A 15,994-nucleotide genomic window follows, 5' to 3' on the forward strand; every position below is an offset into this window, starting at 1 on the left:
GCGAGTAGTACCCTCGCGAGAGATGCTGCCAGAGTGGCGCCCACGCGGAGACGAGGAAGTGCCACGCATAGGCGTGTGCTGTCTCCGTGTTTTGTGTGTTGGCCCACGATCCGACCGGCAGGTGGAAGTCACAGCTGTAGTACGCGCCGTCGTTGACGTTCGAGTTGGGGATAACTGTCTGGGTAAGCATCACCCAGATTCCGCCTTGGATCGCGGCTGGTGTGCAATTATACGGATGCCAGCCCCATTTGTTCGCACCTTCGAAGGAAACCTGGAACGATCCATCTTCCCTGACGTGAAGTTCCGAGGGTGCGTGCATGAGATGGTTCTCGTTCGCGTACGCACGGGTTAAATTATCTTGACCCTCATACAGCGCATCGACGAACGAAACACCACGGTAGGTTCCCGGAAGCATCGTTTTTTGGATGCGACTACGGAAACCACGACGGCCGTCCTCGATCGCTTCTCGCGAGAGTTGTTTGAATTTCTCGACACCATACTCGTCGATGATATCGTTAACCGCATTACGAATCATTAGACAGCCGGTCATCCGTGTTCGTTCGTCCAGCTTCAGGAAGTCCGGCGTTCGGGTTTTGTCCGGGTAGTCTTTCTTCCAGGAGTTGTACAGTTTGAGATCTTCGCCGATCTTGCGGGCAGTGTAGTATGCCCCGTCACCGAATCGGGAAGCCTGCGAGACGTTCATGCTCCCTGGACCGATCGCCCCGGTATCGATGACGTGATTCACCCCTCCAGCCCAGGCAACGAGCTCTCCCCCGTGGAAGACCGGGATGAGCGTCATGATATCGCATGCGTGGACGTCTCCGACGTGGGTATCGTTATTTACGAAGACGTCTCCGGGTTCGATTCCGGGACTTTCTTCGTAATCGTGGTTGATCATGTACTTGATAGCTTCACTCATCGTGTGAATATGCACGATGATCCCCGTCGAGACGGCGATGGAGTCACCCTCCGGTGTGAACAGTCCGTAGCATAGTTCACCCTCCTGTTCGACGATTGGGGTCGCAGCAACCTCTTTGGACGTTTCACGCGCCGTAACGAGGTCGCCACGGAGTTGCGCAAACATCTGCTCGTACTCGATCGGCTGTTCCGTTTTCAGATCGAGTTTCTCGAAACCAGCGTAGTGGCCCGTTTCCTCCGTCTTGATCTCGAGGTCTTCAAGTTGCTCACGGAGCGTCTGTCCGCCCCAGCCGATTCCGATACCGTTTTCCTGTTGTTCATGAACCTTTTCCTTCTCACGTCGCATCCGGGGGAAGTTTTCCCCGTCCTGTTGTTTCGAACTCATAGTGTGGTTCTATTTACTTGTGGGTGTGGTGGACATCTGTTCGGAGCCAGATGCGGGCTCGCACAGTGCATCTCCCCCATCAGCGGACTCGCGCCATAGGTGCGAGAATCGCAAGAGAGGACAGATGCATTTCTGTCCAAAAACGATGACTCGGACTTATTGGGTCATGGTCAGGTGGTGGACGCGGTGTTCATCTAGCCACGTCTCACAGTCTGGTGGGAGTGCGTAGGTCGTGGCAGCACCTTCGAGAATTGCAGGACCGCTCAGTTCGTTCCCAGGTTGGAGAGCGTGAAGGTCGTAAATCTCGGTCTCCTTCCACTCTCCATCCCAGTACGCATCACGCGTTTCTTTGTAAGCCGCTTCTGGCGGTTCCGATCCCTGCGTCTTCTCCGTTGGAATCTCCGGCTTAACGACGTCTCGAACACCACGGACGGATGCTTGCGTGACGGTGTGGCCGAGCTCTGGTGAACGCGCCTCCTCGGAGTAGTGTCGTCGATATCCCTCTTCGAAAGTATCCAGTAACCGTTCGAGTTTCTCTGGTGTATCGACACGCCCCATTGGTGACTCGATGTCGATACTGTTGAGTTGACCTTGGTATTGGCCGAGAATGTGATACTGGAAATCGATCTCATTTCGACCGATGTTGCTGGTCTCGAATTCGTCTACGACCTTCTGTTCGAGATCCTTCCAGACCTCCGTTAACTCTTCTCCAGCGGTCTCGGCTGCCTCCTGCATCGACAAGTCGGCGTCGATATTGATGCTGGTGGTCTGGTCGTAACGATATTCATAGTCCGCGGCGCCACATCCGAAGGCAGAGAAGCCAGCCGCCCACTCGGGAATCAACACCTCGTCGAAGCCGAGGTCTCTAGTATATCCGGCTGTGTGAACAGGTCCGCCGCCACCGTAGGAGAGGCATTTGAAGTTCGACGGTGCGTACCCTTCACCAGTAACAACGGCTTCAAGATCGTTTCGGAGTTTGCTTTCGAGAATGTCGATCACTCCTTGGGCTGCCTCGTAGACACCCATTCCGAGCGGATCCGCGACCTGTTCTTTAATTTCTTGCTCGGCCACATCACGGTCAATCGGCATGTCGCCTCCCAAGAAATTCTCCGGGTTAATCCAGCCCATCGCAACGTGACAATCCGTTACTGTCACTGTCTCAACGTCCGTTTCAATCGCACTGACTCCCACTTGGTCGCCCGCACTTTCTGGCCCAAGCTCAATTTTCTCAAATGTTGGATTTACTCGGACGTAACTGCCCGTCCCCGCTCCGACGCTCTCCATGTTCACCATTGGCAACGACAGAAGCAGTCGTGCCATCTCCGGGCTGTAATTTATTTGCCAGTCGTTACCAATGATTATTCCCATGTCGAAACTCGTCCCACCGATGTCGGTACAGACCAGATTCTCGTAGCCGAGTTTCTTACCGAAGTAGTTGGCACCAATCATCCCGCCGATCGGTCCGGAGATCAATGTTCGAGCCAGCTCGTTTGCATGGATGTCTATGGTTCCGCCGTGACTCGCCATCACGCGAACGCCGACATTCCCGCCCTGTTCATCGACGGCGTTCTGGATATTCATCAGCTGATCTCGTGACGGTTCTGCTGCAAACGCTTCTGCTGTAACCGTGTTCAGCCGCTCTGATTCCTTTAGCGTCGGATAATACTCGCTGGACAGCATCACCGTCGTCTCCGCACCACGCTCGTCGATGATCTCTTTGGCGATTTCCTCAGTTCGATGTTCGTGGTCCCCATTTTTGTACGAATGGAGGAACATTACGACGATATGATCGACACCAAGATCCAGAAGATCGTTGACGCTTTCTCGAACGTCATCTTCGTATAAAGGAACTAGCGGGTTCCCTTTGACGTCGATGCGTTCTCGAACACCCCGAATTTGATTACGGGGGATAAGCGGTTTAGGATGCTTATGTGTATTGACGTGGAGACGATCCGAGTAGGAGTAACCAGTATATGATTGCCTGCCACGACCCATACGGAGTGTATCCTCCATTCCACCCGTGATGAGAATTCCGACGTCAACCTCACTTTCTCGCTCAACAAGTCGATTGAGCATGGCGGTTCCGGAATAAACCGTCGAAGCGAGATTCGGGAAACCTTCTTCCACGTTCAGATCCCAATCTTCGAGGGCATCCTGTGAGGACTTGATGAATCCTCGGGATTCGTCGTCCGGCGTTGTTTTGGCTTTACCCACAGTGAACTCGCCGTTCGAATCCATGAGAAATGTATCAGTCATCGTTCCGCCAGCGTCGATTGACAGTATCTCTGCGTTGTGATGTTCTGAGGGATTGTCTTCTGAGCTTGCCATCAACACTCACGAAACAATGTGGTAAGTTAGTCATTGCCACGAACTGCTATGAAGGATTTTGACGGCTCGTGACGGCCTTTGACATATGTTATTCTTTAAGAGCTCCTCCTTTTAGTGTGGGAGTGAGCAGACATGATATCTATTAAGCTCCCTACCAGGATTGATCACAATAGAAACCATTAACGAATGGGGCTGATCTATGGAAGGATCATCAGTCCAGTTGGTGGGTGGTATCGAAACCGACGAGAAATGCGCACCGTGGGGACAGTTTTCCTTCGACGTCAATGCCCCGGAATGGTCGAAATGACCAACGTGAGTCACGAGAATCCCACAGCGCACCAATACGTGGTCTCCATCGACGACGTGCCCGAAGACCTGATGGCCTGCATCTGCCCGCACCACGTCCACCGCAATGCCTTCTGCAAGCACATGGCCGCCGTCGAAAACGCGACCGACGACGGGACGCTCACGGGGTTCCCCTCCGAGGACGACGACGAGACCGAACTCGAAGACTGCGACTGTGATGGCCTCGATGGCTTCCCGTGCTGGCCGTGCGTGCGAACGGGACGAAAGGAACTACCGAACTAACCACCACTTCAGTTGTTTTTATTCATGGCACGCCAAGTGACGGTCTCGGATATCAGCGACCAGCGAACGCTGACGGAAAGCACGGATGCTGCGACCGACGATACACCGGAGACACCGACGGCCCTCCTCGACCGAGCACAGCAACACACAACGAACGTCGCCGCCGAGCAGTTCCCAGATCTGCCGGTCGAAGCAATCGACTGGGAGATTTCACATCGAGCCCAACGACAGGCAGGCGTCACGAAGTACGACCCATCAACAGAGGCAATTACGATTACACTGACCTGGACGGCTTACGAACAGCACGGATGGGAACAATTCAGCGAAACCGTCCGGCACGAACTCATTCACGCCTGGCAGTATCACGAGTTCGGCGACGCGGACCACGGGCGAACGTTCGCCCGCTGGACAGACCACCTCGATACTTCGCAACACTGCGAACGCTTCACTGCACCCAAGTGGTGGCTCGTGTGCGAGTACTGCGGCGGTCGGATTGGCCGGTATCGACGCTCGAAGACGGTCCGTAACCCGGAGCAGGACTGCTGTAGCAAGTGCGGCGGTGCAATTCGCGTTGAGGAGGGCGACGGCCACTGACTGATTCTCATTTAAGTAGTTCTCGCGATAAGGAGTAGATACGAGGAAGATTTTCGTGAGTTGCAGTGTTCTGCGTGAGTCTTTGCTATCCCTCTTGCTTCGGATTTTGAGCCTGCCGTGCGTTAGTAGATCATACTAACCTCAGTACACCCATCTCTTTCTCGCTGGCGACCGTCTCCGACCCTCTGTCCGGTAGCATTGGTGTCTACTCCGAGGGATGCCCTTTTCGCACTACTCGTCTGTTTCAGTCGGTGAACGTTCACCGTCTGACTCTGGTTCTGATTCGGTCTGGTGGAACGTAATCTGTCCACTGCTATTGATTCTGACGCGGTATGCATCGTACGTGAACGAAACTCGGCCATTCGTGTCACGCGGCGTTTCACCAGCTTTTGGTCCGAAGAGCGCATCAAGTGCCTCGGGGTCGACAAACTCCGAGAGCAGTGCGAGTTCAGTGAGATCAGCGTCGTTCACTGTCGCAATCGCCCTGATCAGCTCTTCACTGACGTTGTCTGTTATCGGATCAAACTCTGTCTGGTAGGCCGCATCGTCTGTCTGCTTGTGCTCGTCGTTGGAATGGGGATGTTCGGTCATGGTGTGGGTGCGAGAAGTGATAACTATAGAATGCACCCACACACGGCATGTGAAACAGCCAGACTGTTCCTGAAAGGTTCGTTTCCACCGCCTGGAAACGGATACACAGTATGTCCTTGCTTCTTCGTCGAAGACACCTATACACGCCAGTCACATAAAGCCCTGGCTGGGAATCGAACACTATTGAAGTGAAGGATACTCCGTGCCACTCGTACATCCGTCCCTCACGAACACAAACGATGCAGCAGAAGGTAGTCAGTCCCCGTACGCAGTAGGATCGGACACCGTAATCCAGCCGTCACTGGCCACCTCAACGTGATACTGGTTATACCGGAAGGAAACACTCCCTTCACTATCACGGGTATGCCCGGCGACTTCCTTCCCGAAGAAGCCGTCTTCAATCGCAGCGATATCTACACACTCGTATAACGGCGGATCCTTGATTTCGGTCGGCACAACGTCTTCGGCATCCGCGATCGCGAAGATGATTTCCGTGGTGAGATCGCGGTGACTCTCGCGGTCGTAGTGAGCCTGTGTTACAAACGTCATGTCGGGATCATCGTTTCCATCCGGTGCAAGTCTGGTACCATCCTCGGTGTAGTCATTACTTGAGGTCATCTGTCATCCTCCGTGTGAAAGTATCCTAGGGTGATGTCATCCGCAAGGTAGCGAAACCTCTGTGCGTAGCCATGAGTTACTGAGTGTCTTCCCGGTCGAACTCGCTGCGAGCGTGTGTTTCTTGGCGATTGTCGAGACTGCCGCCGGCACCCTCCAACGCGGTCAACACTTGCACTGCATGCGGCCCTGGAGTAATCGTCTCTGTGTCGCCATCAAACTCAATCACATCCAAGTCGACGAGTTTCGGGACGTGGGAGTGATAGAGGATCCAACGTGGTGTAAGCTTTGTCTCAGTAATAGTCCTCTTTCGGTAAGCACATTCTCTTCCAAACGAAGCGAACTGAACTGCTCTGTACTCCCCTGATCGAATGCTCGCTGCCGAGCGAATAACCGCTCCTCGTGACCACTGGACAGTCGGCCGGCAGAAACCAGACGGGGTGCCCACCCAGCTGAAACACACCGGATTTCATCTGTTTTTCCACCGGCCAGACAGCCAGCTCCAGCTCCTGACAGTCCTCCTGGTAACACACCAGAGTTCCGCTGTAAACAGCGCTCACTCGACAGTCCCACCGTTACTAAACCTACCACTCTCCTGCTGGTACGTAGAGGACAGTCCACCGGACTCTAGCCAGCTCATCTCTACTGTGCTGCTTAGTCGTGGACAGTCCAACGTGCTGCCCTATGCCGTCTCACGGCAGCCCCCTGACTTTCTGTGGACAGTCTGGCAGAGCTATTCACTGCCGCCTCCTCGTGCGTTTTGTGGAAGACGGTTGCTCTCCTGGTGGCATCTCAGTATGGCGCCCATGTGGAACCCAATAGTGCTGTGATCCGTGTTCTATCGTTGACTCGCTGTAGATAACTAGTGGTGAAACTCTCTACAGCTGTACTTAGGTACACAGCTAATATTTTAGAAATCTATATTATATCTGTCGTTGTAATATTGACTATGAGCTCAGTTGTTCAGTCACTCAAAAAGCCCTACACTCGGAACGTTCTCGAAGTCATTGGTGCGTTGCTCCTCGCACTGATCTTCATTGGGCCACTCATCTATGCAGCCCTCGGTAAGCTCATCAGCTTTGGGCTTGACCTCTTTGGGATCACCCAGCCACTGTCGCTGCTCTGGATAAATGTGGTCTTCATTAGCTCCATCTTCATCACTGTCTGGGCTGTCTTCAAAGTCGTTGAATTCTACTATCAACGCTAACTCTCGTTTTCTCGTGGCTATACTTTTCTAACGCCCATGTGGCACCCCACCTTTGCCGTCACACGGGCATTCCGTGAGTACGTGCTGCTGGCACCCCAGCCAGTGCACCAAGACTGGTTGGCAGCGTGTCGCTCGTCGGCACCCCATTCCAGTGCGGATACTGGCATCCCACATAGTCGCTTCGCGGTTTTCTCAGTATGTCCTGGCAGGGCAGACTGTCCCCTCTTTTCGTCTATCGCTGACTCAAGAGCATCACGGCTATACTCGCTTGTGTTGGTCATCATTTCGCTTCTGCTGTCGCTGTGCTGTTGCTGTACTGTTGTAGCCTCTCTGCTGTACGGTTTCTTGCTGTGCGGTACACTGCTTGGTGCTCCTCATGGCGGCTTGCCGCCAGTGCTCTGTCGCTGTCCCGGCTGGTAGTGTGCTCTCTACTGTGGCCCCGTTGCTCGCACTGTTGGACTGTCCCCTTTCGTCACTCTCCTGTTCTTCTCTGGATCCAGCACGGCCTGGCTGTCCCACTGTCTCGCTCTCTGTGTCCCTCGTGTGACCTCGGTGGATTGTCCCCTCTTTCGGTGTCCTTCTTCCCCGGTTGTTCTGTATGGTGGACTGTCCTGTTCTTCGTGTCTTGGTTGTCGTCGAGGATTCGCTCTGGTAGACTGTCCGGGTGCTATTGCTCCCGGCTGTCTGCACTGTCGCATCCTTACTGATCCCCCTGCTGGTAGCCTGTTGGGGTGCCCTCTTTTCGCGTGTGTTATGGATGTTTGTTTTGTGATAGATTGGAGGTGCCCACTGGCTTTTGCTGTCCTGGATTTGTCCGCTCTCGTCGCGGGTCGTTCTACTCTGTATTCGGGGGGTGTCAGCCCCCGCGTTGTGTCGCGCACACTCCTTTCCAGTTTCTGATAGAATTGAGGGGGTTCCCCCTTGCCGTTATTTTTTGGTGTTGATTTCCGCTTCATGCACAGCTATCGGGAATTGCTGATACAATTGGGTCCAACCATAATATTATAGTCGTCTCAGTTCATTATCGTTGCGTGTGTGCAATTATGGAATCTGATACATCCAACTCCACAACGGACCTCACTCCCGACGAGATTGAGCAGAAGCTGAATCATGGCAGCCCTCATCGGCGCAACATCCTCGGGGTGTTTGACGCCGCTGAAACGGACCACCTCAACACCTCAACACTCAGACAACGGGCCGACGTTCCCACCGGAAGCATGAGCCACCATCTGAAGACACTGGAACGATGGGGGTTGGTCGAGGACACCGGGCAGCGAGAATACAGCGGCGGCGGTGGGCGGAAGGCACGGGTCTGGCAACTCACCTCGGAGGGAAGGACAATTATCGGCGACAATCCAGATGTTCTCTCGCCACCTGCTGGAGCCGCGACAGCAGAGCGTGTCACTGCGTTAGAGAACCGGATCGAGGAGTTAGAGCGAGAAACCCGCCAACGTCGTGAGACGATCATCGATATTCTCCAAGTGCTCACCGCGACACACGACGATGCAACACAGCAAAAAGTAACTGAAATCGTGAATAACGCCGATCTATCGTAGTTCGTTGAGGGAATCCGCCGCATCCTCCTCTTTCTCACAGTCTCCGTTGTCGGCCCCTGCTTCGGTCACTGGTTCAATTCTGCTGACGGGTGCCGCCTCGATACTCTTGTTGCTACTACTCCAGTCTGTGTCCGGCTCGTCGTCTTCACTGGTCGACTGTTTCCGTTGGGTAGATGCGGCGTCCACCAGATCGGTCAGCGGCGTCTGTGTCTCGCCTTCATACAGCCGGATATCCATCGGTGTTTGCGTCTCCGGCGGCACCACGATCACATCCCATTCCACCGCGTCGAGGTCGCCATCCATTTCGTACTCGGGGATCACTGGCGGCTTGATGTTCCGCTCGCCACCGCTCGGATATACACTCGCGTCGGTGAAAATGTCCACAGCAGAATCAAACCGGGCGTGAATCGTCCCATCCCCGTCTCGAAGCACGTACTTCCCTGTCTGTTCGTCGTGTACCCACACGTTCTCACGGCCTCCTGGTCGAGTAATCGTCTCGCCATCGATACTGAGCGTATTCGTTCCTGTGTAGAAGCGTCGCTCACCCTCGACGCCGTGATTGCTCCGACAACAGAACGGAGCGTGAGCAACTGTATTGTACACCTGTTCGGCGACCTCTTCACGTGCAAAGAAGAGGCATCGATTTCCGTCGTTGTGTGCCTGGGCGAGATTCTTCACTGTCTGCGACGGCTGCGTACTACCGGTTGTGTGCTCACTTTCGATATAGACATCCTTTGTTCCTGCAAGCCGATTCAAGAGCGGGTAGTCCTCGCGGTAGCTGTTGACTATATCCGCCACTGTCTCCGGATCATCGTCCGGTGCAATGGAGAGGACGTCGTCCAGCTGGGCAAGTCCGTCCGGCATCGCCTCCCCCGTCTGCTCGGGAATCTCGAAGATGAACCCCAGCTGTGTCATTGGCACGTAGGCGTCGGCCATCGGTGCCCAATGTTCGGCCTTGCCGTCGTTCTCCGAGTCACCGAGATTCAAAAATCCGGTATCAAGCGGCTTCACTTCCATCTCGTCCTCGACCTCCCGATGATCGAGGTGTGTATCCGGCACTCGCTGCAGGACTTTGCGCCATGCCTTCCCAGCATCGGTGACGTCGTCGCCGGGTAGATACCGATTCAGCCGCTCAACACACGCCGCTATTTGCACCCAACCGCCCGGATCACCCTGTCGAATGCTCTCGTCGTAGACTGCTTTGAGCGTCTGATTGCGCAAGTGCTCATCCGTTCCGACCGGGAGATCTGCTGGATCGTCCGCAGTCGTTCCTTCATTCAACTCACCATACGGGAGTTCGCGCTGAATTTCAGCATCGGTAATCGGAGGGCTTCCATACTGCTCCAAACTCCGGTGTATCACGTCCTCGGCATCCGCTTCCGAGCGAAGCGGTGGATACGGTGCAAAGGTGTGAATCTTGAGCGGATCAGAGTACTGCATCCCGCCCTTGATCGGGATTCGCGTCCACACCTGGAAGTTTTCCGTCTCCATCAAATCCTCCTCGTTGTATCCCTTGAACAACTTCGCAACGGGGCGAGCGTCTTCGTCGTTCGGCAGACGGAAGATCACCGGGTTATTGCAATTCGCTTTGACGGCGCTCAGCACGCCCGCTTCTTTGAGTTGTTCAGGGTACTGGCAAGCAATCGTCACGGACAGGCGCATCGAGCGGGCCCGTGCGAGCATATTCTTGACATCGAGATTCTGACTCGCGATGGCGTCGAACTCGTCGAAAATCGCAAAGAACGGCTCGTTCTCCCCATCCTCAAAAGAGCGGTTCTGGACGGCACTCCAGATCGGACGCATCACCCCAAGTGTAATCATCTGCTTGACGTCCTGGTTCGACACCGGCGTGCGGACGATCACGATCTTGTTCTCGTCGATAACGTTCTGGAAGTCGATGGAACTCTCACGCTGGGCGATAATCCGACGAATGACTCCGTTCTCAACCCAGTTTTTCACTCGAGACAGGAGGGGACGGACGGCATCATCATCCATCTGGGCGATTTCGTTCACGAACTCCTTGATATACGGATCCTCAACTTCCTCGGCGAACTGTTCGCGACGTTCCTGATTCAACAGCACAAAGTAGAAATCGATCACCGAGTAGTCTTTGTCCGATTTCATCATCGCTCGGCCCATACTCTCGGTAATCGCCCGCATGCGCGGCCCCCAATAGTCGTCGTTATCGAGAATCGCTTTCAGGTTCTCAAGTCGATCCTCGATTTCCCGTTCCTGTTCAACCTGGCTATCTGTCTCGGGGATTTCGAGGAAGTTGATTCCGACATCCCGATCAAAGTCTTCGTCACCGGGTTCAATCCAAATCACATCGTCGAGGCGGCCCTCGGGGAGCAGTTGGAGGAGTTCTTTCGAGTCGCGTGCCTTCGGGTCGAAGTACACGAAGCCGTGGCCAGCGTACGCTAACTGTACCATCCAGTTCAGGAGTTCCGTCGTCTTCCCCGCACCCGTCGTTCCGCACACCCAGTTATGCTGAAAGAGTGACCCGAACTCGATGGGAACCTCGCGAAACCCCTCCTGAGCGCTATCGTTGTACCCAGTCCACAGTGGGCCTTCGGGGCGTGTTCGTGACCCTTCGAGTAGTCGGCGAACCTTCAGACCTGCAACGATTCCATGCTCTTCGGTGTGCGTAAGCACTTCAGCGCCACCAATTCGGTCGGTTTTCGTCGGCGTTATCTGATACGGTTCGCCGGTCGGTGCTCGAAGCTCATCGGGAATTTCGTCGGTGTTCTGCTTGTCTCGATCGTCGTCTACTGACTCGGTATCAGGGGTGTCGTCACCGCCGAATAGGTTGTTGAACATCGTGTGTCACCAAAGTCCCGGCGTCGGACTTGCACCGACGTGGCGGCGTGGACCATCCGGGAAGCGGGGGAGTTCCGTCGCTGTTACTCTTCTCGCTGGCTGTCGGCCGGAACTTCACCGCCGCGTTGGGAGTAGCGCCAATCGATTTTCGGCGTCTCAATCTCCTTGTTCGGGATATGTGCGGCACCGGCGAGTTCACTGACCGAGAGAATCATCTCGCGGTCTTCCCACTCTCGAGCGTGAAGTTTCTCGATGAACGCGCCGCGATCGCTGGCTGGGACAGGCTCATCAGTGAATCCCTGCTCGGTCATCGTGTTGTAGTAGCGAGTGAACATCCCTGCGACACCCCGTGCTCGTGATTCGGCCTCGTACTTATCGGGCGACGCGGCGAGAATCCGCATGTTCGTGTGAAAACCGTACTGTCCCCGCTGCATTTCGACGACATCCGCCGCTTCACGGTCCTTCTTGCTGGCGTCACGGGTGCGGGGATTCACCCAGCCGACGACGCGATCCGATCGGAGTTCTTCGGCGACATCGTCCACGCTCTCACCCCGAGAGAGTAGTCCACCATCTCCTTCCGTCCAATCGTTTTTCGCGGGCCGAAAGACGACCTGCACCACAACCCGTGTTTCCGGCGTCGAGAGCATTTCACTCGTTACTTCGCCGTAGGGATCGCGCTCGAAACCGTCGCCCTGGTGGTTCCGAATCGGGTAGTAATAGTGACGGTTCAAGTCGAGCTCAGCACCCGCAACATAGTCGTCAGCATGGATCTGAGGGAATGCGTCGCCGCCCTCCACTCGGAACACCTGCGTGTTCGAGTAGCTATTCGCGACGCGTCGCCGGAACTTGTTTGCGGCACTCTCGTCGGCGGCGTGCATGTAGAACTTCAGTTTCTCCTCATCGAACCACAGCTCGAACGTGTGGTGCTGGCTAATGTTTGTATCTCGGAGCCCTTTCGTCCGCACGTCGTGGAGCGATTGGAGCATCGCCGCACCATCGACGATTCCCTGATTGTCTTTGTAGGGCCGAATCCCAAGCAAGACACCCGGCGTTTCGTCTATTGTTTGGGTGTACGATTTGTCGAGTTGCGTCGCAGTGTAGCTCCCGTGTGTCTCATCACCGCCGAACAGCCCCATTAGAACTCGCCCCATTCGTCCGCGATGTACTCCTCGAAGGGACCGTGTTCGCTGGCTTTGTAACTGTAAACGATATCCTCGAACGGTGATGCTCTCACTTGTGCGTGCATCCACCCTTGGACGTCCGCATAATCGACGAGATAGTCGGTGTAGCCGAGTCCTTGCTCACCGCGTTTGGCGTGCTGAGTGATGAACTGTAGTTGCTCGTCGTTCATCCCGAAGCGCTCTTTCGCGTCTTGCTCTTCCAGCTTATCCGTGTAGAAGAACTCTGTCGTCGGAATTTGCCCCAAGATAGCGCGTTTGTACTCTTGCATGTCCGTGTCGTCAGCGCTCGCGAAGTCGCCTGGCCGGTGGGAGAGAAACCACAGTCCGGCGGTGAAGTGCCGCCAGTGGCGGGCCGATTGTTGGAGCCAGGCGAGGATTTCCTTCGATTGAAACAGATAGTGCGCTTCGTCGACGACGAACAGCGTCTCACCGGGTGCCCGTTTCACCGCCTGATAGACTTGGCCCAGCATCAACTGAAGCATCGTTGCTTTGTCCGCCGCAGCACCAAGCCCCTGAATCTGCTGAAGGTCGAGATACGACACCTGGCCCGGACGGATATGCGCTTCCGATTCACCGACGAGGGCGTCGTGCTCGCCATCTTCTTTGAACCCACTGAGGCGTCGGAGAAGCGGGCCAGCGTTCTCTTTGATCTGTGCCTTTTCGAGTTCCGAATCGACGTAGTCACCCGGGTTCTCGCCCATGTCGTTGACGATAGCCCGGAAGTTGGCCATCGTCGGGCTGTTCTCCGGTTTGTGTGTACTGACGTCGTCCTTCAGAATTCCCGCTTGTTCGTACGTAGCGTTCAACGCATCGGAGACGAGCGGAGCAAAGTCCCCGTTGGCGTCGCCGATCATATCAAGAATGAAGTTCCGCGCTTCGGTGAACTTCATGTCGTACGGATCCAGGTTCCCCGACGCTCGAAGCACATCTTCCGGCGTTTCCTCGATATGGAGCGGGTTGATTGTCTGCGATCCGTCCACCGTGATATGCTGGCCGTTCATGAGTTCGACGAGCCCGCCAAACTCGCCCATCGTATCGCAGAGAATCAGTGTACGGTCCTCGCCCGCTAGATACCAGCGTGTCGCTTGCTTGCCGACGTGGTAGGACTTCCCGCTGCCGGAACTTCCGATCGTAAGCCGATGACCCGGTGCAACTGAGAACTGATTTTTGATGATTTCACTGCCATTCTGCACGTTCCGGCCCTGCTCGACACCATCCTCTTGGCCGATGTACGCGGACACCGGCGGGAAAGCTGCTGCAACCGTCCCCGACAGCGTGAGTGAATAGCGTTCGCGTGTGGAGACATCGGCGAACGCGTCTCGGCCGTTTGGTGAGCAGGATTCGAACAGCTCGGCCTGGCGCTGTTCCGGTGAAAGAACCGTTAGGTGAGCTGGCGCGCTTTCGAGCGTTCCTCTTACTTTCTCGCAAGCGCTTTCGAGTGCTCGGTGCTTCGCGATATCCAGCGTGAGTTCGTCTTCGTTCGCCAGCCCTTCCTCGATTCGCTCTTCGGCTTCATCCAGCGCCTGCCGGGTACCAGCTCGAACTGTAACGTAGCCGCTCAAATCCCACGGTTGAGCCTGAGTGTGGTGGAGAAGCTTGTACATCTTCACGTACGGGTCGAGGTCGTCCTCGACGAGAATCGCGGAAACGTCGCTTACGTCTTTGCGCTCGTCGATGTTCGCGTCAATCTCCCCGATTGTGTCTTTCAATTCGAGTTCCGTTGCTCGCTTGTCCCGTGCCCGGACGTCTAAGCACACATCGACGTCGACCCCTCGCATGGTGTAGATCTCCTCAAGAAATTTCTCACGGGGTTCGACCGGCCAATCGGCGATCCAGTAGGTCCGACAGTATTGTTGGCCAGTGCGGACGTACCCATCGCGAGCGTCGAACGTCTGTGGTGCGAGGAGTTCCTGTACGCGATCGTGAGCTAGAGCATCACTGTCGTTTCCGTCATCAGCGAGTGGTACAAGTAAGCCTTCACGAACCTGCGCGAGGAACGATGCATCTTCGTTGGCGTCCTCGTCGGCGTGAGTACTCGTTGCGACCGGTTGCGAAACAGTGCCGCCATCGGTTGTTGCTTCGATCGTCGCGACATCTGCTACTCCCGTCGATGGTGTGTCAGTCGCATCTACCGCTTCGGGCCTTGGACTGTCGCCACCCTCGGTACTGTGAGGCCATACGGCTGCATCGATGTCCTTCGTCACACTGCTGGCGTCGAAGGAGTGCTCAGTCCCACTCCAGTACCGGCCCAGGAGGAGCGCATGCTCGGCTGGACCAACTTGCGTGGTCTCACAGCCATCGGTACTCCCAAACGCCCTAGCGAGCCGAGAGAGCCGGCTCTTCACTTCCCGCTGCATCCGGCGGCGTTTGGCGTCCCACTGCTCATCGTCACTCCCGAACAGGAGCGAGCGAATCTCGTTTTCGTCGGTCATGTCCGGCACGGCCACTTCGTCTGGGCGAACCTCGACGACGAGATAGTGCTGCCATTCCCGTGCATCGAACCGCGGAAAATCGGTGTCCTCGGTCCACGTGATAACGCTTCGCAGGAGCTCTCGCGCTAGCTTCCACTCCTCGTCAGCGTATTCCGACGAGTAGAGTTTCGCCCGATACTTCTCGGTGACATCGCGGGGGTCGATCTTTAGCGCCGTACTGAACAGACGGAAATTGAAATCGCTCACGTGTTGATCAAGTTCACCACGAATCCGGCCAATCATTTCGCGGGCGTCACTCGTCTCTTGCATCGTCGTATTTCGGCCAGAAATCCGCGCCATCGCGACGAGTCGCCCATCGTCCATCTCAGCCGTGCCATCGGCGTGGATTCGCTTTACGCCATGCACAGTCGCCGCTTCATCGCCTGACTTTGGAAACCCGCGTTTGGCCTTCACATAGGCGAGTGGGGTTTTGATGCGATCCAGCCCCGTTGAGTACTCACCCGATGAAACAGCCAGACCGATACTACCGAGTCCGCCGAGTACGCCGAGACTGGCACCCAGCAACGACGGGCCAAGCGGGGCACCAAATAGTGCAGCAAGTCCGCTAGCTCCGACGATACCGGCACCGGGCGTGCCGTAGAGCAAGTCGTTCACTTTGAACCCGTGATAGTCGAGCCCGGAATCGACGTACGGAGGGACGAGTTGACTCGGGTCTTTCGGTGCATCTGTATTGTCTGTCATGGGTAAGTCCCGTCCCCGGCCTTGCACCAGGGCGTCGGCGT

11 protein-coding genes are annotated in these 15,994 nt (G+C 55.7%); 4 read left to right on the forward strand and 7 right to left on the reverse strand.

Annotated features, from left to right (window positions below):
• On the reverse strand, positions 1-1,303 hold a 1,303-nt coding region (locus tag OPC11_RS19910), incomplete at its 3' end, for a hydantoinase B/oxoprolinase family protein (protein WP_264783096.1).
• Between the two features lie 156 nt (positions 1,304-1,459).
• On the reverse strand, positions 1,460-3,631 hold the full coding sequence (locus OPC11_RS19915; RefSeq protein WP_264783097.1) for a hydantoinase/oxoprolinase family protein: 2,172 nt from the start codon (positions 3,629-3,631) through the stop codon (positions 1,460-1,462).
• A gap of 303 nt (positions 3,632-3,934) precedes the next feature.
• Between OPC11_RS19915 and OPC11_RS19920 the strand changes: the two genes are divergently transcribed.
• The gene (locus tag OPC11_RS19920; protein ID WP_264783098.1) at positions 3,935-4,219 is read left to right on the forward strand and encodes an SWIM zinc finger family protein; all 285 of its coding nucleotides are present in this window, start codon (positions 3,935-3,937) and stop codon (positions 4,217-4,219) included.
• A gap of 24 nt (positions 4,220-4,243) precedes the next feature.
• Positions 4,244-4,813, forward strand: coding sequence for a SprT-like domain-containing protein (locus OPC11_RS19925; RefSeq protein WP_264783099.1), 570 nt, complete (start codon positions 4,244-4,246; stop codon positions 4,811-4,813).
• 231 nt (positions 4,814-5,044) lie between these two features.
• Here the strand turns inward: OPC11_RS19925 and OPC11_RS19930 are convergent, their stop codons facing one another.
• Positions 5,045-5,404, reverse strand: coding sequence for a HalOD1 output domain-containing protein (locus OPC11_RS19930; RefSeq protein WP_264783100.1), 360 nt, complete (start codon positions 5,402-5,404; stop codon positions 5,045-5,047).
• A gap of 255 nt (positions 5,405-5,659) precedes the next feature.
• Positions 5,660-6,022, reverse strand: coding sequence for a HalOD1 output domain-containing protein (locus tag OPC11_RS19935; RefSeq protein ID WP_264783101.1), 363 nt, complete (start codon positions 6,020-6,022; stop codon positions 5,660-5,662).
• A gap of 946 nt (positions 6,023-6,968) precedes the next feature.
• On the opposite strand from OPC11_RS19935, the gene OPC11_RS19940 reads away from it, so the two are divergent.
• Together OPC11_RS19940 and OPC11_RS19945 are read left to right on the forward strand one after the other, a co-directional pair.
• Complete coding sequence (locus OPC11_RS19940; protein ID WP_264783102.1) at positions 6,969-7,226, forward strand: hypothetical protein; 258 nt, start codon at positions 6,969-6,971, stop codon at positions 7,224-7,226.
• A 1,043-nt stretch (positions 7,227-8,269) separates the two neighbouring features.
• Complete coding sequence (locus tag OPC11_RS19945) at positions 8,270-8,782, forward strand: helix-turn-helix domain-containing protein (protein ID WP_264783103.1); 513 nt, start codon at positions 8,270-8,272, stop codon at positions 8,780-8,782.
• Here the strand turns inward: OPC11_RS19945 and OPC11_RS19950 are convergent.
• The 3 genes from OPC11_RS19950 to OPC11_RS19960 form a co-directional block, all read right to left on the reverse strand.
• The gene (locus tag OPC11_RS19950) at positions 8,774-11,599 is read right to left on the reverse strand and encodes a type IV secretion system DNA-binding domain-containing protein (protein ID WP_264783104.1); all 2,826 of its coding nucleotides are present in this window, start codon (positions 11,597-11,599) and stop codon (positions 8,774-8,776) included. The two genes, OPC11_RS19945 and OPC11_RS19950, sit on opposite strands and share 9 nt — an antisense overlap.
• An 83-nt stretch (positions 11,600-11,682) precedes the next feature.
• On the reverse strand, positions 11,683-12,750 hold the full coding sequence (locus tag OPC11_RS19955; protein WP_264783105.1) for a hypothetical protein: 1,068 nt from the start codon (positions 12,748-12,750) through the stop codon (positions 11,683-11,685).
• Entirely contained in the window at positions 12,735-15,953 is a 3,219-nt protein-coding gene (locus tag OPC11_RS19960; protein ID WP_264783106.1) for a hypothetical protein, read from the reverse strand. Before OPC11_RS19960 ends, OPC11_RS19955 begins: the two co-directional genes overlap by 16 nt.
• Between the last annotated feature and the right edge of the window lie 41 nt (positions 15,954-15,994).

The sequence above is a fragment of the Haladaptatus sp. T7 genome (assembly GCF_026008575.1).
GTDB classification, from domain to species: Archaea; Halobacteriota; Halobacteria; order Halobacteriales; family Haladaptataceae; genus Haladaptatus; species Haladaptatus paucihalophilus.

Coding starts and splice junctions, on each gene's coding strand:
- OPC11_RS19950 (WP_264783104.1), bottom strand. CDS start 11,599: ATGTTCAACAACCTATTCGGCGGTGACGACACCCCTGATACCGAGTCA.
- OPC11_RS19930 (WP_264783100.1), bottom strand. CDS start 5,404: ATGACCGAACATCCCCATTCCAACGACGAGCACAAGCAGACAGACGAT.
- OPC11_RS19955 (WP_264783105.1), bottom strand. CDS start 12,750: ATGGGGCGAGTTCTAATGGGGCTGTTCGGCGGTGATGAGACACACGGG.
- OPC11_RS19925 (WP_264783099.1), top strand. CDS start 4,244: ATGGCACGCCAAGTGACGGTCTCGGATATCAGCGACCAGCGAACGCTG.
- OPC11_RS19940 (WP_264783102.1), top strand. CDS start 6,969: ATGAGCTCAGTTGTTCAGTCACTCAAAAAGCCCTACACTCGGAACGTT.
- OPC11_RS19935 (WP_264783101.1), bottom strand. CDS start 6,022: ATGACCTCAAGTAATGACTACACCGAGGATGGTACCAGACTTGCACCG.
- OPC11_RS19960 (WP_264783106.1), bottom strand. CDS start 15,953: ATGACAGACAATACAGATGCACCGAAAGACCCGAGTCAACTCGTCCCT.
- OPC11_RS19920 (WP_264783098.1), top strand. CDS start 3,935: ATGACCAACGTGAGTCACGAGAATCCCACAGCGCACCAATACGTGGTC.
- OPC11_RS19945 (WP_264783103.1), top strand. CDS start 8,270: ATGGAATCTGATACATCCAACTCCACAACGGACCTCACTCCCGACGAG.
- OPC11_RS19915 (WP_264783097.1), bottom strand. CDS start 3,631: ATGGCAAGCTCAGAAGACAATCCCTCAGAACATCACAACGCAGAGATA.